The 22,592-nt window shown below is 71.2% G+C and carries 22 protein-coding genes; 5 read left to right on the forward strand and 17 right to left on the reverse strand.

What is annotated here, in order from left to right; translation table 11 throughout:
* Positions 1-165: 165 nt before the first annotated feature.
* Positions 166-939 (reverse strand): isoprenyl transferase, encoded by a 774-nt coding sequence (locus RBJ77_RS36145; RefSeq protein ID WP_255975249.1) that lies wholly within the window; start codon positions 937-939, stop codon positions 166-168.
* A gap of 109 nt (positions 940-1,048) precedes the next feature.
* On the opposite strand from RBJ77_RS36145, the gene mgrA reads away from it, so the two are divergent.
* Positions 1,049-2,086 (forward strand): L-glyceraldehyde 3-phosphate reductase, encoded by a 1,038-nt coding sequence (mgrA, locus tag RBJ77_RS36150; protein ID WP_372348823.1) that lies wholly within the window; start codon positions 1,049-1,051, stop codon positions 2,084-2,086.
* A gap of 486 nt (positions 2,087-2,572) precedes the next feature.
* On the opposite strand, the gene RBJ77_RS36155 is transcribed toward mgrA, so the two are convergent.
* Positions 2,573-2,938 carry a winged helix-turn-helix transcriptional regulator gene (locus RBJ77_RS36155; RefSeq protein WP_372348824.1) on the reverse strand — a complete coding sequence of 122 codons (366 nt, stop codon included), beginning with the start codon at positions 2,936-2,938 and terminating at the stop codon, positions 2,573-2,575.
* 206 nt (positions 2,939-3,144) lie between these two features.
* Entirely contained in the window at positions 3,145-3,951 is an 807-nt protein-coding gene (locus tag RBJ77_RS36160; RefSeq protein WP_372348825.1) for a methyltransferase domain-containing protein, read from the reverse strand.
* A 155-nt stretch (positions 3,952-4,106) separates the two neighbouring features.
* Between RBJ77_RS36160 and RBJ77_RS36165 the strand changes: the two genes are divergently transcribed.
* The 3 genes from RBJ77_RS36165 (at position 4,107) to RBJ77_RS36175 (ending at position 8,006) form a co-directional block, all read left to right on the forward strand.
* Positions 4,107-4,619 carry a DinB family protein gene (locus tag RBJ77_RS36165; RefSeq protein ID WP_372348826.1) on the forward strand — a complete coding sequence of 171 codons (513 nt, stop codon included), beginning with the start codon at positions 4,107-4,109 and terminating at the stop codon, positions 4,617-4,619.
* Between the two features lie 183 nt (positions 4,620-4,802).
* Positions 4,803-6,104 (forward strand): cytochrome P450, encoded by a 1,302-nt coding sequence (locus RBJ77_RS36170; RefSeq protein ID WP_372348827.1) that lies wholly within the window; start codon positions 4,803-4,805, stop codon positions 6,102-6,104.
* Between the two features lie 117 nt (positions 6,105-6,221).
* Positions 6,222-8,006 carry a serine/threonine-protein kinase gene (locus RBJ77_RS36175; protein WP_372348828.1) on the forward strand — a complete coding sequence of 595 codons (1,785 nt, stop codon included), beginning with the start codon at positions 6,222-6,224 and terminating at the stop codon, positions 8,004-8,006.
* A 347-nt stretch (positions 8,007-8,353) separates the two neighbouring features.
* On the opposite strand, the gene RBJ77_RS36180 is transcribed toward RBJ77_RS36175, so the two are convergent.
* The 11 genes from RBJ77_RS36180 to RBJ77_RS36230 form a co-directional block, all read right to left on the reverse strand.
* On the reverse strand, positions 8,354-8,980 hold the full coding sequence (locus tag RBJ77_RS36180) for an OmpA family protein (RefSeq protein WP_372348829.1): 627 nt from the start codon (positions 8,978-8,980) through the stop codon (positions 8,354-8,356).
* Between the two features lies 1 nt (position 8,981).
* On the reverse strand, positions 8,982-9,566 hold the full coding sequence (locus RBJ77_RS36185) for a hypothetical protein (protein ID WP_372348830.1): 585 nt from the start codon (positions 9,564-9,566) through the stop codon (positions 8,982-8,984).
* Between the two features lie 32 nt (positions 9,567-9,598).
* A complete protein-coding gene (locus RBJ77_RS36190; protein ID WP_372348894.1) occupies positions 9,599-10,207 on the reverse strand; it encodes a pilus assembly protein TadG-related protein in 609 nt (202 codons plus the stop codon).
* The gene (locus RBJ77_RS36195) at positions 10,204-10,407 is read right to left on the reverse strand and encodes a hypothetical protein (protein WP_372348895.1); all 204 of its coding nucleotides are present in this window, start codon (positions 10,405-10,407) and stop codon (positions 10,204-10,206) included. The genes RBJ77_RS36190 and RBJ77_RS36195 overlap by 4 nt, the downstream gene beginning before the upstream one ends.
* 310 nt (positions 10,408-10,717) lie before the next feature.
* Positions 10,718-11,620, reverse strand: a complete 903-nt coding sequence (locus RBJ77_RS36200; protein WP_255983041.1) for a DUF5936 domain-containing protein — start codon at positions 11,618-11,620, stop codon at positions 10,718-10,720.
* A 6-nt stretch (positions 11,621-11,626) separates the two neighbouring features.
* Positions 11,627-12,577, reverse strand: coding sequence for a type II secretion system F family protein (locus RBJ77_RS36205; RefSeq protein WP_372348831.1), 951 nt, complete (start codon positions 12,575-12,577; stop codon positions 11,627-11,629).
* Positions 12,578-12,602: 25 nt separating this feature from the next.
* Positions 12,603-13,967: a CpaF family protein gene (locus RBJ77_RS36210; RefSeq protein ID WP_372348832.1), complete on the reverse strand. Its 1,365-nt coding sequence runs from the start codon at positions 13,965-13,967 to the stop codon at positions 12,603-12,605.
* Between the two features lie 8 nt (positions 13,968-13,975).
* Positions 13,976-14,302: a TadE/TadG family type IV pilus assembly protein gene (locus RBJ77_RS36215; protein ID WP_372348833.1), complete on the reverse strand. Its 327-nt coding sequence runs from the start codon at positions 14,300-14,302 to the stop codon at positions 13,976-13,978.
* A gap of 122 nt (positions 14,303-14,424) precedes the next feature.
* Positions 14,425-16,014 (reverse strand): CpaE family protein, encoded by a 1,590-nt coding sequence (locus tag RBJ77_RS36220; protein WP_372348834.1) that lies wholly within the window; start codon positions 16,012-16,014, stop codon positions 14,425-14,427.
* 49 nt (positions 16,015-16,063) lie between these two features.
* Positions 16,064-16,780, reverse strand: coding sequence for a Flp pilus assembly protein CpaB (gene cpaB / locus RBJ77_RS36225; protein WP_372348835.1), 717 nt, complete (start codon positions 16,778-16,780; stop codon positions 16,064-16,066).
* A gap of 63 nt (positions 16,781-16,843) precedes the next feature.
* Entirely contained in the window at positions 16,844-17,764 is a 921-nt protein-coding gene (locus tag RBJ77_RS36230; protein WP_372348836.1) for a hypothetical protein, read from the reverse strand.
* A gap of 280 nt (positions 17,765-18,044) precedes the next feature.
* On the opposite strand from RBJ77_RS36230, the gene RBJ77_RS36235 reads away from it, so the two are divergent.
* On the forward strand, positions 18,045-19,046 hold the full coding sequence (locus tag RBJ77_RS36235) for a chitinase (protein WP_372348837.1): 1,002 nt from the start codon (positions 18,045-18,047) through the stop codon (positions 19,044-19,046).
* A 65-nt stretch (positions 19,047-19,111) separates the two neighbouring features.
* Here RBJ77_RS36235 and RBJ77_RS36240 read toward each other — a convergent pair whose 3' ends face one another.
* From RBJ77_RS36240 to RBJ77_RS36250, 3 genes are all read right to left on the reverse strand, one after another.
* Complete coding sequence (locus RBJ77_RS36240; protein ID WP_372348838.1) at positions 19,112-20,437, reverse strand: Nramp family divalent metal transporter; 1,326 nt, start codon at positions 20,435-20,437, stop codon at positions 19,112-19,114.
* A gap of 108 nt (positions 20,438-20,545) precedes the next feature.
* Complete coding sequence (locus RBJ77_RS36245) at positions 20,546-21,112, reverse strand: hypothetical protein (protein ID WP_372348839.1); 567 nt, start codon at positions 21,110-21,112, stop codon at positions 20,546-20,548.
* A gap of 81 nt (positions 21,113-21,193) precedes the next feature.
* Positions 21,194-22,486 (reverse strand): MFS transporter, encoded by a 1,293-nt coding sequence (locus RBJ77_RS36250; RefSeq protein ID WP_372348840.1) that lies wholly within the window; start codon positions 22,484-22,486, stop codon positions 21,194-21,196.
* Positions 22,487-22,592 lie beyond the last annotated feature (106 nt).

Raw genomic sequence — 22,592 nt, forward strand, 5'->3', positions numbered from 1 at the left:
AGGGCCTCCCGGGCGGACGGCCCCGTGCCGTCCGCTGAGATCCGGCGTCCGTGGTTCGGACGCCGACCTGGAAGGCTTATTCCCTCGAACACGCGCAGCCATGCCAGGGCATATGACGGCGCGTGCGTTAACTCCTCATGACGTACGTCCCGTGCGGGGAGGTGCTCAGCCGCCGTAACGCCGGTGCCGGGCCGCGTAGTCGCGCAGGGCCCGCAGGAAGTCCACCTTGCGGAAGGCCGGCCAGAAGACTTCACAGAAGTAGTACTCGGAGTGCGCCGTCTGCCAGAGCATGAACCCGGACAGCCGCTGCTCGCCGCTGGTGCGGATGACGAGGTCCGGGTCGGGCTGCGCGCTCGTGTAGAGGTGCTTGCCGATGAGGTCGACGTCGACGGCGTCGGCGATCTCCTCCAGGGAGTTCCCCTTGTCCGCGGCGTCGAGCAGCATCGAGCGGACCGCGTCGGCGATCTCCTGGCGGCCGCCGTAGCCGATCGCGACGTTGACCAGTATTCCGTCGCGGTGGGCGGTCGCCTCCGCCGCCTCCTTGAGGACGGTCTGCAGGCCCGACGGCAGGATGTCGGTGGCGCCCACGTGGTGGACGCGCCAGCGGCCGTCGGCGGCGAGCGAGCGGACGGTGTCCTCGATGATGCCGAGGAGCGGTACCAGTTCCTCCTGCGGCCGGTCGAAGTTGTCCGTCGAGAGCAGCCACAGCGTGACGACCTCGACGTCCGACTCGCTGCACCAGCCGAGGAACTCCTCGATCTTGTCGGCGCCGGCCCGGTGGCCCTGGGCGGTGGTGGAGCCGGCGGCCTTCGCCCAGCGTCGGTTGCCATCCATGATGACTCCGATGTGCTTGGGCACCTGGTCGTGGTCCAGATGGCCTTCCACCCGGCGCGTGTACAGCCTGACCAGCAGGCCGCGCAGCCTGTCGCGCAGGTTCACGGTCTTCTTGCCCCTCCGTGCAGACGGCAGTCCCCGAAGCCGAAAGCGTACCCCCGCACATCTCGGTGGGAGCTATGGGGTGTCAGTGCACTGACGTAGCTTCGTACCCATGAACGACACCTCTCCCTATGTCGCGTCCGCCGACCGGTACGACTCGATGGAGTACCGGCGCACCGGCCGCAGCGGCCTGAAGCTGCCCGCGATCTCGCTCGGCCTGTGGCACAACTTCGGGGACGACCGCACCCTCGACTCCCAGCGCGCGATCCTGCGCCGCGCCTTCGACCTGGGCGTCACTCACTTCGACCTGGCGAACAACTACGGGCCGCCGGCCGGTTCGGCGGAGCTGAACTTCGGCAAGATGTTCGCGCAGGACTTCGCCCCGTACCGGGACGAGCTGGTCATCTCGACCAAGGCCGGCTATCTGATGCACCCCGGTCCGTACGGCGAGTGGGGCAGCCGCAAGTACCTGCTGTCGTCGCTGGACGCGTCGCTGGACCGGATGGGCCTCGACTACGTCGACATCTTCTACTCGCACCGCTTCGACCCGGACACTCCGCTCGAGGAGACGATGGGGGCGCTCGCATCGGCGGTGCAGCAGGGCAAGGCGCTGTACGTCGGCGTCTCCTCGTACACCAGCGAGCAGACGGCCGAGGCCGCGCGCCTGCTCAAGGAGATGGGCGTGCCCGCGCTCATCCACCAGCCGTCCTACTCGATGATCAACCGCTGGACCGAGGACGACGGGCTGCTCGACACGCTGGAGACGGCCGGCATGGGCTGCATCTCCTTCGTGCCGCTCGCCCAGGGCCTGCTGACGGGCAAGTACCTGAAGGGCATCCCCGAGGGCTCGCGCGCGACGCAGGGCAAGTCCCTCGACCCGGACCTGCTGAGCGACGAGGTGCTGCGCCGGCTGAACGGCCTGAACGACATCGCCAAGGGCCGCGGTCAGTCCCTCGCGCAGCTCGCGCTGAGCTGGGTGCTGCGGGACGAGCGGATGACGTCGGCGCTGATCGGCGCGTCCAGCGTGCGGCAGCTGGAGGAGAACGTGGCGGCGCTGGCCGGTCCGAAGCTGACCGACGAGGAGCTGACCGAAATCGACTCGTTCGCCGTCTCCACGCCCGGCACGAACATCTGGGCCGGCCGGAGCTGATCGAGCGGTCCGTCGGAACCCCCGCGACCGGGCCTTTGTCCGGACAAGAAAACGGGCCGGTCCGTGGGGGGGAGACGGACCGGCCCGAGGGGGGGTTTCCACCATAACCCTTCGTAAGTGATGCTGCGCGCATCGGCGTGCCACAACTACTCTCCGGAGTCGTCCGACGACGGCTGGAGGTAGCTTTCCGGCCGCTCCACAGCGGGCTCACAGGCGCCTTCAGGGCCCTTCCGGCGGGCGTGTCGCCGGGGGTCCTGCGTCCCTCTTGCGTGTCATGCGCGCGGTTGACGCGGTTCCGGCCCGCGCGGACGGCGCCGCAGATATGGCGCATTCGGGCCGCGCGGACGGCAGACGGCACCGCGCAGCCCCCTCCACCGCGCGGTACCGCCGCGCAGCTTTGCTCACGCGAATTGCCGTTGGTCTGAACTTACGTGAGGTTTACGTGAGGATCTAGCGAGCGTCGATAACGATGCGGAATCGGTTGCCTCAGGCGGCGGGTTCCGCCTCCTTCGCGGCCAGGATGGCGGCCATGTGCGCGTCGCCCCACAGACCGAGCGGGACCAGCGCCTCGTTCAGCGACTCCCCGAGACCGGTCAGCGAGTACTCGACGCGCGGCGGCACCTCCGGGAAGACCTCCCGGTGCACGACGCGGTCGGCCTCCAGCTCGCGCAGCTGCTGGGCGAGCACCTTCTCCGTCACCCCGTGCATCGAGCGCCGCAGCTCGCCGAAGCGCAGCGTCCCCGCGTCGTGCAGCGCCCAGAGGATCATCGGCTTCCACTTGCCGCCCACGACGTCCACGGCCGCGTCAAGACCACAGCTGTAGCGTCCCCCGTCGGCCCTGTTGTGCCCCATGAACTCCCTCTCTCCTCATGTTCCGTGTCGCGCCGCGCCGGCCCGGACCACCAGGACGGCGGAGCCCTCATGTCCCCAACGCACGGGGGCGGCCAGTTCGTCCCCGCCGCCAACTCCCTTGCGCTTTAAGCGGATTCGGCCGGAACGGCGGCCCGTGTTCGCGATCGCCGACAGCAACGGCGGTCCGCCCGCGGCCGCCGGACCCGTCAGACGGGCTTGCGGGCCTCGATCAGATGGCGGCTGCTGTGCGCCACGAACGGGCCCTCCCGCTCGATCCGCTCGTGCAGGGCACGGAGCCGGGACTCGTACGCCTCGACCGTGAAGTCCGGCACCATCCAGACGACCTTGCGCAGGAAGTGGACCACGGCCCCGATGTCGTAGAACTCCATGCGCAGGCGCTCCGCGCGCAGGTCGACGACCTCCAGGCCCGCGGCCCGCGCCCGCTCGACCTCCGCCCGCGGGTCGCGGCCGCCGCGGACCTCGTCGGGCTGCGGGCCGAGGAAGTACTCGACGACCTCGAACACGCTGCTGGGGCCCACGTGCTGGGCGAAGTACGTGCCGCCGGGGCGCAGCACGCGCGCGATCTCGGGGAACGGCGGGACGACCGGGTGGCGGGAGGTGACCAGGTCGAAGGCGGCGTCGGCGAAGGGCAGCGGGGCGTCGGCCCGGGCCGCGACGACGACCACGCCGCGGGGGCCGAGGAGACGGGTCGCCTTCTCGACGTTCGGGGGCCAGCCCTCGGTGGCGGCGGTCAGCGGCGGCAGCTTCGGCGCCAGGTTCAGGACCTCGCCACCGCCGGTGTCCAGGTCGAGGGCGGCCTCGGCGCGGGCGAGGCGCTCCCCCATCAGCCGGGCGTACCCCCAGGAGGGGCGCTCCTCGGTGGCCCGGCCGTCGAACCAGGAGAAGTCCCAGCCCTCGGTGGGCGCGGCGACGGCCTCCGCGACGAGCTCGTCGAAGGGCCGGCCGGTGTGGGTCGGGCGGTGGTCGTGGTGGTGGTGGTCGGCAGTGGTCATGCAGCGCATGGTCGCAGGGGGGCACGGTCCCGCTCATCCCCTTTTGGATCCGCACGCCTCGGGTCCGGCGGGGTTGTCGGTGGGCGCTGCTACGTTCTGCGGACCAGATCATGCGTGCGTACGGGGCGACGCGGCGCGACACGGGGGGAGACAGCATGAGCGCGGAGGAACGGATCAGGCACGTCCCTTACGAGGGCGGGGAGAAGGAGAGCCTGCGCGTCTCGCTCGACCGGCACCGGGACGTCGTCGTGTGGAAGCTCGCGGGGCTCGACGAGGAGCGGGCGCGCCGACCGCTCACCCCGTCGGGCACGAACCTGCTCGGCCTGGTGAAGCACCTGGCGGCCGTCGAGTACAGCTGGTTCTGCGAGACGTTCGGGCGGGAGAGCGAGCCGCTCTGGTTCGACCCGTACGCGGGCGAGGACATGGTCGCGGCCGACGACGAGACGACCGAGGGCATCCTCGCCTACTACGCGCGGGCGCGGGCCGCCGCGGACCGGGCCGTCGCGGAGCTCCCGCTGGAGACGGTCGGCACGGCGTGGGACGGCCGGAAGGTGTCGATGCGCTGGGTGCTGATCCACATGGTGGAGGAGACCGCCCGGCACGCGGGCCACATGGACATCGTGCGCGAGCTGATCGACGGGACGACAGGGGCCTATCCACAGCTGTAGACGGGTGGGGCGGCGGAGCGGGGTGGGGCTACCCGGAGGGCGATTTCGGGGGTCGCCCCCTCTTCCGTGCACCCCGGGGACCGCACGTACCCTTGGCGGACCCCGCTCCCGCAAGACCCCCGGCCCCCGTCCCCCACGCAGGGCCAGTCCGTCCCACACGCCTCACCGCAGAAATGCGAGCACATGTCCGTACGTTCCGCGATAGCGACCTGGCTGACCCGTCTCTACTTCTCCCGGCTGCGGAGGAAGGGGACGGGCCTCGATCTCTCCGTGCTGGCGAAACTGCCCGACGGCGCACTGCTGCCGTTGCGCCGCGACGGCGTCGACCCGGTGCCCGAGATCGGGGCGCTGCGTGACCGCGAGCCGGTCAGCAAGCTGCCCATCCCCGGTATGACGGTGTGGCTCGTGTCCGGCTACGACGAGGCGAAGGAAGTCCTCGGCGACGCCAGGGCGTTCAGCAACGACTTCCGTCATCTGGTGGGCGTGGGCGGCGCGGGCGCCGACCAGAACCCGGGCGGCCTCGGCTTCTGCGACCCGCCGGACCACACGCGCCTGCGCCGCCTCCTGACGCCCGAGTTCACGATGCGCCGGCTGTCCCGGCTGACGCCGCGCATCCACGCGATCGTCGAGGAGCAGCTGGCCCACCTGGAGAAGGCGGTGCGCGAGTCGCCGGACGGCACGGCGGACTTCGTCGAGCACTTCGCGATGCCGGTGCCCGCGCTCGTCATCTGCGAACTGCTGGGCGTCCCCTACGAGGAGCGGGACGCGTTCCAGCAGTTCTCGGTCGCCCGCTTCAACGTGCTCGGCGGCGCGGGCGCCTCGTTCGGCGCGGTCTCGCAGTCCCTCGACTATCTGCGCGGCGTCGTCGCCGAGCAGCGCCGCAACCCCGGCGAGGGCCTGCTCGGCATGCTCGTGCAGGAGCACGGCGACAACATCACCGACGAGGAACTCACCGGTCTCGCCGACGGGGTGCTCACCGGCGGCCTGGAGACCACGGCGAGCATGATCGCGCTCGGCACCATGATCATGCTCCAGGACCGCGAGCACTTCGAGGCGCTGCGCGACGCGGAGGACCCGGCGACCGTCGCGGCCCCCTTCGTCGACGAACTGCTGCGTCACCTCACCGTCGTCCAGACCGCGTTCCCCCGGTTCGCGCGCGAGGACACCGAGATAGGCGGCATACGCATAGCCGGCGGCGACATCGTGATCGTGTCGCTCAGCGCGGCCGACCGGGACCCTCGGCTCGGCGACGACATGGACGCCTTCCGGCCGGCCCGCCCGCCCGCCGCCTCCCACCTGGCCTTCGGCTACGGCATCCACCGCTGCATCGGCGCCGAGCTCGGCAAGATGGAACTGCGCGCCGCCTTCCCCCAACTGGTGCGCCGCTTCCCGGAGTTGCAGCTGGCGGTGCCCTCGTCGCAGCTGGAGTTCCGCAAGCTGTCGATCGTGTACGGGGTGGAGACGCTGCCGGTACGGGTGGACTGAGCACCGCCACCGGCGGCCGATTGCTTAGGCTGCTGACTGCATGGTCGATCCATCGGTCGGCCTGGGGATCGGGGGCGGCCCGGGGGACGGGGCCTGCCCGGGGATGGGGGCAGATCGATGAACGACGTACCAGGAGCACGTGGCGCACGCGGGACTGGCGGGACTGGCGGGGTTTTCCAGCCGTTGCAGCCGGACGATCCTTCCGTGGTGGCCGGCTACCGCCTCGCCGCCCGGCTCGGCGCGGGCGGCATGGGCCGGGTCTATCTCTCGCACACCCAGGGCGGCCGGCCGGTGGCCATCAAGGTCGTCCGCCCCGAACTCGCCGACGACCCGGACTTCCGGCGGCGCTTCCGGCGGGAGATGGAGGCGGCACGGCGGGTGCGCGGGGCGTACACCGCCGAGCTGATCGACGGCGACGCCGACGGCGCACCGCCCTGGCTGGCGACGCTGTACGTGCCGGGTCCCTCGCTCGCCGAGGCCGTCGGCCGGCGCGGACCGCTGCCGGTGCCCGCCGTGCTGTGGCTGATGGCGGGCGTGGCCGAGGCGCTGGAGGGCATCCACGGCGCCGGGATCGTGCACCGCGACCTCAAGCCGTCGAACGTGCTGCTGGCGTCCGACGGTCCCCGGGTCATCGACTTCGGCATCTCCCTGGCCTCCGGCATCAGTTCATACACCGCCACCGGCGCCTCCATCGGCACCCCGCAGTTCATGGCTCCGGAACAGGCGGCCGCGGGTGCGGCGGGCGAGATCACGGCGGCGACCGACGTCTTCGCCCTCGGTCAGACGGCGGCGTTCGCGGTGCTCGGCCGGCCGCTGTACGGGGACGGTCCCGCGGTCAGCGTGCTCTACCGGATCGTGCACGACGCGCCCGACCTCTCACCCCTGCCCGAGCAGCTCCGGCCGCTGATCGCCCGCTGCCTCGCCACGGATCCCGCGGACCGGGCCACGCCGGCCGAGATCGTGGAGTGGTGCCGCCGGGAGCTCGGCCGGGACGCGGACGCGGGAGCGGGCCCCGCCGTCTGGCAGGAGGTCACGGGCCCCGAGGTGACGGTGCCGCCCCCGGTCGCCGCCCCCGTCGCCGCGCCGCCCACCCAGGCGTACGGCACCCAGGCGTACGGCACTCAGCCGCTGTCCCCGTGGCGCGCACCGGAGACCACGCAGCCCGGCTGGCCCGACCCGGACCAGCTGCGCGCCCGAAGACGCCGCCACGGCCTGATCGGCGTGGCGGGCGTGACGGTGGGCGTCCTGATGCTGGGCGGACTCGGCTACTCGCTGTGGAACGCGCTGGGCGGGATCGGGGACCGGGGGAACGCCGGGGCGTCACAGTCGTCGGGCGCGACGTCCGGCTCGGCGGGTTCATCCGGTTCATCCGGTTCATCCGGTTCATCCGGTTCATCCGGTTCAGGTTCCTCGAAGACGTCCAAGGACGGGTCGGCGGACACGGCGGGTTCAGCGGGAGGATCCGGAGACTCCGACGGCTCCGGATCGAACGGTTCCACCTCCGGCTCCGGGACACCGCGGGCCGTCGCCCACCCCATGCAGTGGCTGGACGAGAAGAACTCCCTGACCCTCAAGAACGGCACCGCCCGCAAGGACCGCAAGGGCGACATCCGCTTCACCTGCGCCAAGGAGACCAGTTGCGCCCTGGAGGGCGACGAGGTCCTGATCGCCCCGGCCTGGGAAAGGGTGGGCACCCCCTTCGACAATTGCAGCGCCTACCTCGCCGGCAAGGGCGCGGACAAGCGCATGCCGCTGGCCGCGATCACCACGGGCAGCGAGATCTGCTTCAAGCAGCCCGACGGCACCATCGGCCTCTTCGTGGTCGAGGCGAAGTCGACCGCCCTGCCCAAGAGCGGGTCGAGCTTCCTGACGGGGAATCTGACGGTGTGGCGGGCGGACTGACTCCGAGCACGACCCGACCTACCCCATCACCGGATGCACCTGGCACTTCGCTGACCAGGGCGAGCGAGGACAGGGGCGCCCTGGACACGGCAAGGATCCATCCACTGACGGAAGGGCGTGATTTCCGCACTGTTCGACAGCAGGCTTTTCACTGTCACGTCCAGCGGAATCCCGTCAACCTGGAATTACTTCCAGGTTGAGAGTGGATCAGTATCCCTGCGTCCCGAAACATGGAACCGAGTCGGCTTCTGGGAATACTTCTCCTTGAGTCACTGCGGCGGAGCCGCAACGCCACGCCGACGGCCGGACGCAAGTGAATTCGCGTTCGCGCGGCCCGAGTCTGGACGTCAGTCCGACTTCGGGAACGACACCTCCACCCGGCGGTTCTTCTTGCGCCCCTCCTCGCTGCCGTTGTCCGCGATCGGGTAGTCCTCGCTGTAGCCGCGCACCTGGAAGGTGACGTCGCCGCCGGACGCGCCCAGTGCTGCATTCAGTTCGTCGTGGACCGCTTCCGCGCGCTTCTTGGAGAGCGTGAGGCCGTGGGCGTACGAGCCGAGGTTGTCCGTGAAGCCGAAGACCCTTACCGTGCCTGCCTTTTGGTTCTTGATCTCGTCGGCGATGGCCTGGATGCGGGACCTCGCGTCCGGGTTGAGCTTCGCGCTGTCCTTCGGGAAGAGCACCTCGGCCTGGAGGGCGAACGTGACGTCCTCGCTCGTGTCGGAGCGGCGTTCGTCGCCGGAGAGGTCTTCCACGACGGATTTGATGTCGAGGACCTTGGCGGGGGCCAGCGTGGCGCCGTCGGCGAGTTTGAGGCCCGGGCTGTTGGCGTCCACCTCGGGGGGCGGGGACGTCGTGGAGCTGCCGGGTGGGGCGCCCGTGGGGTCGTCGTCGGCCTGCACCGCCGTTGCCGTTCCGGCGACCAGGAGGAGGGTGAGGGCCGCCGTGGCGGTCAGGTGGCGTCGGGTTCGGGGCATGTCATTCGCCCTCGGAGATCTCGATGGGCGCCGGGGGCATCGAGCCGACCTGGAAGGTGACCTCGGTCGTGCCTTCGGGCGGGGCGGGGAACTGGGCGTACCAACTGGCGCTGTCCCCGGCTCGTAGCCGGCTGAACTTCGTGCACAGGCACCGCCCGGTGGTGTCCCGGAGCACGAGGTACTTCTTCTTGCCCTGCGTGTCGATGAGGCTCGCGCCGGACAACGACCCTCCGTTGACGGCGAGTTCGCGCTCGTCGCTCTGCCACTCCGCGCCCATCCAGGAGCTGTTCCCGCCGTTGCGGACCGTCCCGGTCACATTGACGAAGCCGCCCTGATCACGCGTGGCCGACGTGATGGTGACGGTCAGGTCGCCGTCCTTGGTCTCCGCCAGAGTCTTGTCGCTCGGCGACTCGGACTCCGGCTGCTTCGGGTCGGTGTCCTTCTCGGCGGGCGCCGACGTCGAGGAGCTCTTCGGCTGCCCTCCGTCGCCGTCCCCGCCGCACCCGGCCACGGACAGGACGAGTCCGGTCGTGATCGCCACCGCGGCCAGTGCCCGGCGGGTCGTCGTAGTGCGCCGAAGGTTCATCGCTGCGGCTTCCCTCTCTCGTCGTTCACTCGTCAGTCGGCCAGATGGACGGAGAAGAAGGTTGATGCGTCGGGCAGGTCGTCCAGGTCGAAGTCGTCCGGATCGATCTCGATCTTCTCGTCGTCACAGGTGAGTTGGACCGGCTTCTTCGGGTCCGCGTCCACCGGTACGTCACAGCGGGGTTTGACCACGGCCGTGGCATGCGCCTTCGCCTTGTCGTTCTCCGTGCCGGGAATGATCGTGTCGCCGACCGTGTAGCGGGTCTGCACCTCGACCCAGTAGCCCGGGAAGCCGTTCACCTCGGCCGGGTCGGGGCCCCCGACGACATCCGCGTCGTTCGCCGCCGCGAGCTGGGCGGCGGCGTCCGCCGCACCGGCGCCGTCGAGCTCCTGGCCGTCGAGCCACTGCAGCCAGTCGTCGCCGTCGTCCAGGGCCTGCCCCAAGTCGTCGAGCAGGTCGTCGCGCGCGGACTGCGCAGCCGCCAACGCCGCGGCATCAGCCGCGGACTGGGCCCCGTTGCGGGCGGAGGCCGCTTGGGCGAAGGCGAAGAACGCGAAGGCGGCGAAGAGCAGAATTCCGGTCAGCCAGATGTAGATCGGGAGCGTCGAACCCCGATCGCTCCGCAGCGAGGCCCCGATCAGCCGCCGATGACCCGGTCGACCGCGTCGCCGATCGCGCCGGAGATCAGCCCGTCCAACCCCAACTGGTCGATCAACGTGAAGATCCCGGCAATCAGAATCATCAACCCCGCATACTCCACGAACCCCGCCCCCGCGTCCCTCCGAGCCCCCCGGACCCGCTCCCCCACCGCACGCGTCCACGTCACCCACACCCCGAGCACTCGGTCCTTGATCACGGGATCCCCCTTCCGCCACTTCCTCCGCTGCAACCAAAACAACACACGCAACGTACGCGAAAGGCGACCCAGTGCACTCGGTTTCGGCAATTAAGGGGCGGGGCTTGACCGGAAGTTTTCGGCCTGTTGTCCGAGGCGTCATCGGGCATCAGCTCCGCCGGTCGCATCGGCTCCCGTCATGTGCGACACCCCCGTCATCGTGGCGAGATCCGTCCGGCGCTCCATCACAGTCTTCGCAATCGCCAACCATCTGCTCCAGCTACTGTAGCCAGCCGCGGCCCGTTGCTGGAGGGTCTCAACGTCCCAAAATGGAACCGAAGTTGGAACCTGAGCCCAGGAACATGCCCGTCGCGATCAGGATCATCGTGGCCGGGAGCATGAAGACGAGCGTCACCATCGTTGCCTTCGGGATCGTTTTCGCGGCGCGGCGGCGGGAGTTCTGGGCGTCGGTCCTGCGCATGTCGGTGGCCAGTTGGATCAGGGTCTCGGCGATGGGCGAGCCGAGTTCCTCGCCCTGCTGGAGTGCCGAGACGAACTGGGCGACCTGCTCGGAGGCGTTGCGTCGGCGCAGTTCGTCGAAGGCCTGGCGGCGGGGGACGCCCATGTCCATCTGCCGCAGGGTGATGCGGAGTTCGTCCGCCCAGGGGCCCTCGTACTTCTCCGCGACCCGGTCCAGCGCCTGGCGGAAACCGAGGCCCGCCGAGACGACGACGGCGAGGACGTCGAGGAAGTCGGGGAGGGTGCGGTCGATGACTTCCTTGCGTTCGCGCACCGCCTGCCAGATCAGGGCGTCGGCGGCCAGGGCGCCGAAGGCCAGGGTCAGCAGGGCGAGCAGCGGCTGGCCGTTGGTGAGGAAGACCAGGCCCATGACCACGCCGAAGGCGCCGTAGACCGCCCTGCGCGCCGCGTAGCGGTCGATGGTGAGGCCGCCGGGGTTGCCCGCCATGTCGATCCTGCGGCGCTTGGCGTCGACCCGGCGCGGGCCCATCAGGCGCAGGACCAGGGGCGCGAACCGCATGCCGAGGCGGTCGACCGCCGAGGACGGGGCGGAGACGCGGGTGGCGCCGACCTCCAGGGCGAGCGCGAGGTCGCTGGGGACCTTGGCGTCGGCGCGGTACATGCGGACGCCCGTGAAGACGCCGAGTACCGCGATGCCCATGAGGAGGGCGAGGAGAAGTCCTGCGGCCGTGGTGGACATGGCGTGTCAGACCTCGATCTTTCCCAGGCGGCGGATCACGAAGAACCCGATCCCGTACAGGCCGAGGGAGATCAGGATCAGGGTCTGGCCCAGCGGGGAGCCCGTCACCTTGGCCAGCGCGCCTTCGTTCGACGAGTTGATGAGGAGGAGCGAGCCGAGGCCGAGCAGCGGGACCGTGAAGGCCGTCGCGTTGACCTCGGAGAGCATGGTGCGGATCTCGCGCCGGGTCTCCTTGCGGTCCTCCAGGGTCTGGGTGAGGTTGCGCAGGGAGGAGACCACGGAGCCGCCGGCCTTGTTCGCCAGGACCAGCGTCGTGACGAGGACGACGAGCTCGCGGGAGGGGAGGCGGGCGGCCAGTTCGTCGAGGGCGTCGTCGACCGAGCGGCCGAGCGCCAACTGGTCGGCCACCCGGGACAGTTCCTCGCCCGCGGGTGCTTCCAGTTCCTCCGCCGCCATCGCGAGGGAGGTGCGCAGGGCGAGGCCCGCCGCCGTGGCGTTCGCCAGCAGGCGGGCCACGTCGGGGAGTTGGTTGATGAAGGCCTCGATCCTCTTCTGGCGCTGCCAGTTGAGGAAGATGACCGCGGCCCAGACGGCCACGAGTCCGGCGATCGGGCCGAAGAACGGGGCCAGGGCCGTCGCGGCCAGCACCCAGAGGGCGGCGACGACCGCGGACACGTAGACGAAGAACTCGCCCGGGGTGAGGTCCAGGCCCGTCGCCGACAGGCGCAGCTGGAGGGCGCGGCCCAGCCGGGTGCGGCGCAGCCGGCGGTCGACCGTGGTGAAGCGGCGCGTGCGGCCGCCGGGTCCCAGGGCGAGGCGGCCGCCCGGGTAGCCGTCGAGGCGGTCGACGAGGGCCTGGCGCCGGGCGCGTCCCGAGGCGTACACATGGGCGCCCGCGACCGCGAGGACGCAGGCCAGGACGGTGGCGCCGAGGGCGATGAGGGCGGGCTGCGTCATGACGCGCGCTCCTTCTCCGGCAGTCTCATCCCGTGGCCTCCCTCGTGTTGCGTGCGTCGACGGCCTCGACGACCCCGAACGCCGGTGGCACCGACTCCCCCGCCACGTACAGCCGGTCGGCGACGCGGCGCGGCAGCGGGAGGTGTTCGTAGTAGCCGTGCACCCGGCGCTGTTCCAGATCGGTGGTGCCCGACATGTAGGGCTGGACGGTGAAGCGGGTGACCGTGGCGATCGTGAACTGCTCGCGGCCGTGCGAGACGAGCAGCGCGATCTCGCTGATCCGGCGGGAGCCGTCGGCGTGCCGGGTGAGCTGGACGAGGACGTCGACGGCCGAGTTGATCTGGTCCCTGAGCGCCTCGAAGGGGACGTCGACCTCGGACATCGAGCCGAGGGTCTGGAGGCGGGTCAGGGCGTCCTCGGCGGTGTTCGCGTGGACGGTCGCGAGGGAGCCGTCGTGGCCCGTGGACATGGCCTGGAGCATGTCGAGCGTCTCGCCGCCGCGGACCTCGCCGACGATGATGCGGTCGGGGCGCATGCGCAGGCTGTTGCGGACGAGGTCGCGGATGGTGACCTGGCCCTTGCCCTCGACGTTCGGGGGGCGCGACTCCAGGCGGATGACGTGGTCCTGCTGGAGCTGGAGTTCCGCCGAGTCCTCGATGGTGATGATGCGCTCGTGGGAGGGAATCAGCGCCGAGAGGGCGTTGAGGAGGGTCGTCTTGCCTGAGCCGGTGCCGCCGCTGACGATGATGTTGAAGCGGGCCCGGACGCAGGCCGCGAGCAGCATCAGCATGTGCTCGTCGAGCGAGCCGAGTTCGATGAGCTCGGTGAGGCTGTACGCGCGGGGGAAGCGCCGGATGGTGAGGGTCGCGCCGGTCAGCGCGAGGGGCGGGATGATCACGTTGACGCGTTCGCCGGTGGGCAGGCGGGCGTCGACCATGGGGTTGGACTCGTCGACGCGGCGGTTCACGGTGGAGACGATGCGCTCGATCGTCTGCATGAGCTGCTCGGCGGACGCGAACCGCATGGGGAGCTGCTCGACCCGGCCCGAGCGCTCCACGAAGATCGCGTCGGGGCCGTTGACCATGATCTCGGTGATCGACGCGTCGGCGAGGAGGGGTTCGAGGATGCCGAGGCCGAGTGCCTCGTCGACCACGCGGCGGATGAGCTGGGTCCGCTCGCCGGAGGAGAGGACCGGGCCCTCGCGGCTGATGATGTGGCCGAGCACGCGCTCCAGGCGGACGCGGCGGTCCGCGGCCTGGAGCGAGGACATCTCGGCGAGGTCGATCTCCTCCAGGAGCTTGGCGCGGTAGACGGCGACCAGGCTGTCGTCGCGGGCCGGTTCGGGTCCGGCGGGGTCGCGGGTGGCGACGACCCGGGAACGCAGGCTCATGGTTCTCCTCAACTCCCGGTGTTCTGCTCGTCGTTGGGCATGGTCGCGGTGCGGGTGAGGTCCCAGCCGTCGAAGAGCGGGATGATCGCGGGTACGTGCACGGTGACGGTGGCGGTGATCGTGTCGCCGGTGCCGGTCGCCGCCGCGGGGTGCAGCCAGGTGCTCGTGGCGGCGGACGCGGCGGCCTGGGCGCTGCCGGGGGTGAGGGATTCCGCGCGCGCCGCCGCGCGTGCGGCGCTGCCGGCCTGGTTGGCGCCGTAGCCGACGAGGCCGAGCTGGATCGCGGCCATGCCGATGATCAGCAGGAAGGGGAGGAAGCCGGCGAATTCGAGCATGGACACTCCGTTGTCGGCGCGGAGGCGCCCTCTCGCCGTGGCCGGTCGGTCCTTCGTCGGCGGGTGCGGGTGGTGTGTGGTTGCTCGCGCAGTTCCCCGCGCCCCTTTGGGGCGCTTCCACCTCACTGGTCCGGATCCGCTTCGGTTGCCGCCCCCGCCTCGCCCGTCACGCTCCAGCCGGGGTTGATCCCGGGGAAGAACAAGGGGACGTCCACCTGCACCGTGGCCTTCATGACGGTGCCGTCGTCGGCGCAGCCGATGTTCGCCGCCTGCCAGGCCGAGGGCAGGTGGGACTTGCCCGCCGCGTCGCAGGCGCCCGCCACGTCCCCGCTCCCGGCGGCAGCCGATGTCGCCGCCCGCGCCGCCTCGTCCGCCGCGTTCCCGGCCAGCGAGTACGTGTAGCCGTACAGGACGCACTGCCACAGCAGGCCCATGACGACGAGGACCAGCGGGAACATCGCCGCGAACTCCAGCGTGACCGCGCCCTTGTCGCCGCGGCGGCGGGAGCGGCGCCCGCCGGCGTCCGGGGCGGGGGCGGCGACCAGGTCGAGTTCGGCGGCCAGCGCCCACATCGCCTGCTTGACCGTGGAGCGGTTGTCGAGGTCCTGCATCCGGCCCGCGTCGACGGCGGCCTGGAGTTCCTTGTACGCGGCGGGGACCGCGGTGCGGGCCACGTTCGTGCCGGTCACCCGGGCCACCAGGGCGGGCTGGATCTCGGCGGCCCTGGCCTGCCGGTTGACCACCGTGAGGGTCTCCTCGGCCTTGCGGATCTGGAGCCGGTCCCAGAGCCGGACCATGCGCTTGGCGGCGCGGACCGCGACGACGTCCGGGGTGACCAGGAGCGTCGCCTGGTCGGCGAGTTCGATCGCCGCGGCGTTGGCCGCGCCCATCTGGGTGCCGCAGTCGACGACCACGACCTCGTAGCGGGCGCGCAGGGCGTGCACGACCTGGCGGGCGACGCGGTCGGTGACCTCCTCGCCGCGTTCGCCGTCGGCGGGGGCGAGGAGCAGGTCGATGCCGGTCTCGTGGGTGAAGACGGCGTCCTGGACGACGCGCGGGGTGATGTCGCGGATCGCGGCGAGGTCGGCGACGGAGCGGCGGAACTGGACGTCGAGGTAGGAGGCGACGTCGCCGGACTGGAGGTCGAGGTCGAGGAGCGCGACGGAGCGTCCCGACGCGCGGGCGGCGAGGGCGAGCTGGACGGCGGTGAGGGTGGTGCCGACACCGCCCTTGGCGCCGGTCACCGCCACTACGCGGCCACCGCCGCCGGCCGGCACCAGTTCCGCGCCGGTGCCGCCCGCGAGGTGCCGGCGCATGCCCGCGGACCAGGACGCGGCGGCCTGGACGCGTTCGGCGAGGGCGTCGTAGCCGAGCGGGAACGCGACGATGCCGCGCGCTCCGCTGTCCATCGCGGCGGTGAGCAGGGCGGGGCTGGTGTCCGCGGTGACCAGGACGACGCCGACCGCGGGGAAGCGCAGGACGAGGTCGCGGATGAGGTCGAGGGCGGGGACGGGGCCGATGCGTTCGTGGACGAGGACGACCTCGGGCAGTTCGTCGAGCGACTCGGCGGCGAGCCGGGCCAGCGTGTCGAGCAGCGCGGTGGAGTCGGCCAGGGGTGGGGCGGGTTCGGTGTCGGCCAGCTGGGACAGCAGGGTGACCAGGGCGCGGGCGGCCTCGGGCTCCCCGACGGCCGGCAGGATGCGAATGGTCATCGGCCCCACTTTCGGTCGGCAGGACTGGCCGGACGGCGCCTGACGCCCGTCACTTGTCCTCGTCCAGCGTGTACGAGCGGTCGCCCGGCGCGATGGTCCCGTCGTCCCCGGGGGCGACGAGCGCGAGCCGGACGTGGGAGGCGAACGACTCGGCGTACGCGACCCGTTGGGCGTCGGCCGCGCCGAGCGCGAACGTGATCGGGACGGCCTCGCCCTGGCGCCGGACGGCGTTGCGGTCGCCGCCGCCCTGCTGGTCGATCGGGGTGAGCTTGCCGACGTCGAGCACCTCGGCGTTCTCCACGATGACCTTGGACTGGTCCTTCTGCTTGTCGTTCTCGGCCTTGAAGGTGGCGTAGATGTTGACCTTCGAACCGGGGTTGATCTTTCCGGCGACGCCGGTCTCCGCGTCGATCATGATGGCGATCTCCTGCTGCCCGGCGTCGAGCTGCGGACGGGCGACGATCATGTCCGACTGGAGGAGGGAGCCCTTCTTCAGCTGGGTGACGGCGATCTTGCCGCGGATGTCGCGCAGGCTGGTGACGGCGGTGGACGAGAGCCACCGCTCGGGCATCTCGACCTTCTCGAACTGGTCCTGCGACAGCTCCTTGTAGGGCGCCACGTCCGTCTTCAGGCGGTACGCGGCGACCTCGGGGCCCACCTTGGAGTTCACGTCCCGGATCACCGACAGCACACCGGCGAACGCGCCGACCGCGCACAGGGCGGAGACGACCAGGATGATGACGCCGCGGCGCTGACGTGAATTCATGGACCGGACAACCTCGTTGCTAGGCGGACGGAGCGATCGGGCAGGGACGGTGGGTGGTGGTGGTCAGGGGCGGGTGGCGCGGGGCAGCGCCGCCCGGCCCGCGCCCACGGCGGGGGCGAGCGCGGAGCGGCCGCCTGCCGTCGGCTCGGGCGGTGGGTCGGCACACAGGGGTGCGGAGCAGAACCCGCAGCGGTCGCCGATGAGTTCGAGCCCGCACCAGCGGCACTCCTCGCGCCGCACGGACGAGACGAGCTGGTACAGCACGGAGATGTCCGGGATGGCGGCGGCGAACTCGACGATGCGGCCCGGGTTCCCGGCCTTGCCGGTCGCCCACCAGCGCGGCGACTCGGCCGGCAGCGCCGCCTCGGTCGCGCCCTGGACCCGCCAGGCGGGGGCGAGGGTGTCGGTGATCCAGGCGGTGGACTGCTGGCCGGCGGCGTAGAAGAGCCGGGTGCCGAAGGACGGTCCCGCGGGGGTCTCGGTCCCGGTGACGCGCAGCAGCTGGGGCTGGGGCGAGGACACGACGGCGAACTGGGCGCCGGGTGACCAGGACTTGGCGTGCGCCTTCAGGGAGACCGGGACGCGGTCGAGCTTGGCGACGGAGCCGACGAGGGCCCCGGCGTGGATGTAGTGGGCGAGGAGCCGGGCGGCGGAGGCGAGGACGCCGGGGCTGAAGTCGCAGATCGACAACTGGCGGAGCTGGAGCGCGAGGACGGCCAGTCCGAGCGGTGGCAGCTCGGGCCGGAGGATCGCGATCCGGTCGGTCTCGAGCATCGACCGCACGGAATGCAGCCGGTGGACGGTCGCGTCCGGTACGGACTGCGGGCAGAGGGCGATCACATAGCCGTGCTGTTCGATCAGCGCGTGGACGTCGGTGATCGCGCGGTCGAGCGGATACGCGTCCTGCGCCTCGCCCACGGGCAGCACGGCGGCCGTCGGGGTGTGCCGGTCGGGCGAGGTCAGGACCAGGTCGGGGTCGGTCACGGCTATGACGGTCGGCACGCGTGAACCCCCCGGTCGCTCTGCGCTCCTCCAGAAACTTGCTCTCCAGGCACAGCAATGGTCCTGTCCGGGCACTGCGGTGTTCCTGCCTGAGCACCATATCCACGCGGGCGCCCGGCAACACCCCACTTCGCACTGTTCATGAAGCGTCCCGCCGGGGTTGGCGCGGAAGCATCGGCGCAAAGCCTTGACATCCCCAATGGTCTGGACCAGTTTGTACGCCCAGCAGCTGCTTCCCCACCCCCCACATCCGGAGGCAGAAATGAACTCCACCCACCGGCGAAGGCCCCGACTCGGCGTGCTCATAGGCACGTTCACCACGGCGGCCGCGCTGGCCGTGACCGGTCTGCTCGCGACGACGGGCAGCGCGTCGGCCGCCGCCGTCCCCGCCCACGCGGTGACCGGCTACTGGCAGAACTTCGACAACGGGGCGACGGTCCAGGAACTGGCCGACGTCCCCGCCGACTACGACATCGTCGCGGTCGCCTTCGCCGACGCCACGGCGACACCGGGCGCGGTCGACTTCACGCTCGACTCGGCCGGTCTCGGCGGCTACACCGAGGACGCCTTCAAGGCCGACATCAAGGCGAAGCAGGCGGCCGGCAAATCGGTCGTCATATCCATCGGTGGCGAGAAGGGCACGGTCTCCGTCAGCGACGCGACGTCGGCCGCGGCCTTCGCGGACAGCGTGTACGGGCTGATGCAGGAGTACGGCTTCGACGGCGTCGACATCGACCTGGAGAACGGCCTCAACTCCACCTACATGTCGCAGGCGTTGAAGTCGCTGGCGACGAAGGCGGGCGGCGACCTGGTCCTCACCATGGCGCCGCAGACCATCGACATGCAGTCCACGTCCGGCGAGTACTTCAAGACCGCGCTGGCCGTTAAGGACATCCTCACGGTCGTCAACATGCAGTACTACAACAGCGGTTCGATGCTCGGCTGCGACGGCAAGGTCTACAGCCAGGGCTCCGTCGACTTCCTCACGGCGCTCGCCTGCATCCAGCTGGAGGGCGGCCTCGACCCGTCGCAGGTCGGCATCGGCGTCCCCGCGTCGTCGAGCGCGGCGGGCGGCGGCTACGTCTCCCCGTCCGTGGTCAACGCCGCCCTCGACTGCCTGACCAAGGGCACGAACTGCGGCTCCTTCAAGCCGTCGAAGACGTACCCGGGCCTGCGCGGCGCGATGACCTGGTCGACGAACTGGGACGCGGCGTCCGGCAACGCCTGGTCCTCGGCGGTGGGCCCCCACGTCCACCAGCTGTAACCCCAGGACGGGCAGCGCCGCCGCTCCCCCGGCGGCGCTGCCCACGCCCCACCGTCCGCCCGGGGTCAGAAGAAGTCCGCCCACGGCTGGTCCCAGATCTGCTTCACGCACAGCACCACGAAGAGCAGCCCCGCCACCACCAGCATGCCGTTGCTCAGCCAACCGTTGCGCCACTCCGTGGGCACCCGGCGGGAGTTGAGCAGCCAGACCAGCGTCAGGGCGAGGAACGGCATGAAGGCCGCGCCCAGCACCCCGTACAGGATCACCAGACGGAACGGCTGGCCCTGGAAGAGCAGGACGATCGGCGGGAAGGTCAGCCAGAGCAGGTACACCCGGAACGGCCAGCCCTTCTCGCGGTCGCCGCGCGCCACCTCCTCGCCCGTCACGCGGGCGCTGCGGTAGCGCTCCACGAAGTCCGCGAACATCAGGCTCACGCCGTGCCAGACGCCGATGAGCGAGGTGAAGGACGTGGCGAAGAAGCCGATCAGGAAGAGCTTCGCCGTCGCCGTGCCGTACTCCGCCTGAAGGATCTTCGTGAGGTCGAGGAGGCCCTTGTCGCCGCTCGCGATCGAGGTGTGCGAGGCGTGCAGGAGCTCCGCCCCGACGAACAGCATGGCGACGACGAAGACGCCGGTCGTGATGTACGCGACCCGGTTGTCGAGGCGCATCACCTTCATCCAGGACGTGTTCGTCCAGCCCTTCGCGTTGACCCAGTAGCCGTACGCGGCCAGGGTGATGGTGCCGCCGACGCCGCCGATCAGGCCGAGCGTGTTGAGGATCGAGTCCTTCTCGTCGGGCAGCACCGGCAGCAGGCCGGCGAACGCGTCGCCGAGGTTCGGGGTGACCCTGACCGCCAGGTAGACGGTGACGACGAACATGACGCCCACCAGGACCGTCATGACCTTCTCGAAGACCTCGTACTTGTTGAACCAGACGAAGACCAGGCCGACCAGCCCGCAGATGATCGCCCACGGCTTGATCGACCAGTCCGCCGGGAACAGGTCCGGCCACAGCGCCTGGAGCGGGAGCGCGCTCGACGACATCGCCGCCGCGCCGTAGACGAAGCCCCAGACCACGACGTAGACGACGAAGAACCACGTCGTCCAGCGGCCGAGGCTCGCCCAGCCGTCGAAGAGGGTGCGGCCGGTGGCCAGGTGCCAGCGGCCCGCCGCCTCCGCCAGGCTGATCTTGACGAGGCAGCCGAGGACCGCGGCCCACAGGAGCGTGTAGCCGAAGTTGCTGCCCGCGACGAGCGTCGCGACGAGGTCGCCCGCCCCGACGCCCGTCGCGGCGACGACGATGCCGGGGCCGATGTACTTCCAGCTGGACTTGCGCGGTCGGGAGTCGGGGATGGTGGTACCGGTTCCTGAGGTGCCCGTGGTGTCCGCCATGAACATCAAGGGTGCGTAAAGAAGCCCCGCTGGCAAGGGGTTCGGCAGGATGCGTCAGGAACCGGTGCCCATGACCGCCGTCCGGTCGCCGTCCGGCCGCCGTCCGCGTCAGTCCTCGAAGTACGCGTCCAGCGCCTTGTCGAGGGTCTCCGTCCACTCGTTGAGGCGGGCCTTGTCGGGGGCCTCGACGTCGTTCGGGTACCAGCGGCTGTTCGGCGTGTGGACCGTCACCGTGAGGCGCTTGCGGGCCGTGCCGAACTCGACCGCGCTGATCTCGTCCCAGGTGAAGTCGGCCTCCTGGTCGTCCAGCGTGAAGCGGACGCCGGTCGCGTCGACGGTGATGGAGCCGCGACGGTCCTTGGCCTCCAGGGAGACCGAGCCGTCCGACGCGCCCTTGGGGGCCGCCGCTTCCGCCGAGCCCTCCGAGTCCGCATCGTCCGCCGGTTCCTCCGGCTCGTCCGGCTCGTCCGCGCCGGTCTCCTCGACCGGCTCCGCCGGCTTCTTCAGCAGGGCGGCCTGCGCCTCCGGCTCGGCGTCCGTCACCTCCTCCGGCGTCTCGTCGGGTTCCGTGACCGCGTCCTCGACAACCGCCTCCGGACCGGGAGACGTCAGACCGGGGACGTGCGCCGGGTCGAAACCGGCGCCGGCGACGGGCGTGACCTTCTGACTGTCCATACGCTGCTCCACGGGCCGAAGTATGGCGGACGAGCCTGTGCCCCGCTCCCCCCGGCCCCTCACGGCCTGGTCACGATGGCCTCACACCGCGGCCGGCAGGGCGCGGCGACGGCGGACCGGCGACAGGAACACCGGCAGGAACGCCACCGCCATGAACGCGCCGCCCGCCCACAGCGCCACCCGCACCGACGTCGCCCCGGCCAGCGCGCCGGACGCCGCGGCGCCGAGCGCGAGGGCGCCCATGAAGAGGAACCGGAACGTGGCGTTCATCCGGCCGAGCATCGCGTCCGGCGTCAGCCGCTGGCGCAGCGAGACGCCCAGCACGTTGTCCACGCCCGTCTTGAAGAGGACGGCGAGCCAGCCGCACCCGGCCAGGAACAGCAGCCACCACTCCCGGCCGACCAGCGGAACGAGCAGCCCGGCCGGGGCCAGGCACAGGCCCGCGAGGCCGAGGGTGCGGCCGAAGCCGAGGCGGGCCGCGATCCGGCGGGCGCCGCGCGCCCCGAGCAGCATGCCGAGGCCGCCCGCGCCCCAGAACAGGCCCAGCACCCCGGCGGGCAGGCCGAGTTCGCGGACGAAGAGGACCGGGAGCATGGTGTTGACCAGCTGGCTGCCGAAGTTGAGCAGGGCGCCGGCCGCGGCGAGGGCGCGCAGTTCCGGGTGGCCGAGGACGTGCCGCAGGCCCTCGGAGATCTGGGTGCGCAGCGGGACGCGCGGGGCGGCGTCCCGGGCGGCCGGGGCGGCGGGCGCGGCCCGTACGCGGGTGAGGGTGAGTGCCGAGGCCAGGTAGCCGACGGCCGCGGCCAGCACGGCGTAGGGCAGGGTGAGGAGCTGGACGAGGCCGCCGCCCGCGCTGCGGCCCGCGATGTTGCTCACGCCCATGAGGCTGACCAACGCGGCGTTCGCCGGGACGAGTTCGTCCTCGCCGACCAGCTGCGGCACCGTGCTCTGCGAGGCCACGTCGAAGAAGACCGTGGCGCAGCCGGCCAGCAGGACGACCGCGTACAGCTGGGTGAGACTCAGGACGTCGAGCCACCAGGCCAGGGGCACGGAGGCGTACAGGAGTCCGCGCAGCAGGTCCGCGGCGATCATCAGCCGCCGCTGCCGCATCCGGTCCACCCACGCTCCGGCGGGCAGGCCGATGAGCAGGAAGGCGAGAGTGCTGAGGGTGGCGAGGGCGCCGACCTGGCCGGGGCCGGCGTCGAGCGCGGAGACGGCGACCAGGGGCACCGCGAGGTAGCAGACGTTGGAGCCGAACTGGCTGAGGGCGGTGCCGGTGAACAGGGTACGGAAGTCGGGGTTGCGCCAGGGGGACGGGGGCGGCGCCCCGGGCGTGGTGGCCGTCCCGTGTGCCGCGCGCCGTGTCTGCGTCATGCGTCCCCGTCCCGTGTCCCTGGCCCAGCGTCCCGGCCTGACACGGTGCCGCGACGGGGCCCGCAGAACAAGTGAATAGTTCTACGGACCTCGTGAAGCAACGCTT

Origin of the sequence: Streptomyces sp. KL116D (assembly GCF_030766975.1) — a bacterium.
In the GTDB taxonomy this organism is placed as follows: domain Bacteria; phylum Actinomycetota; class Actinomycetes; order Streptomycetales; family Streptomycetaceae; genus Streptomyces; species Streptomyces longispororuber_A.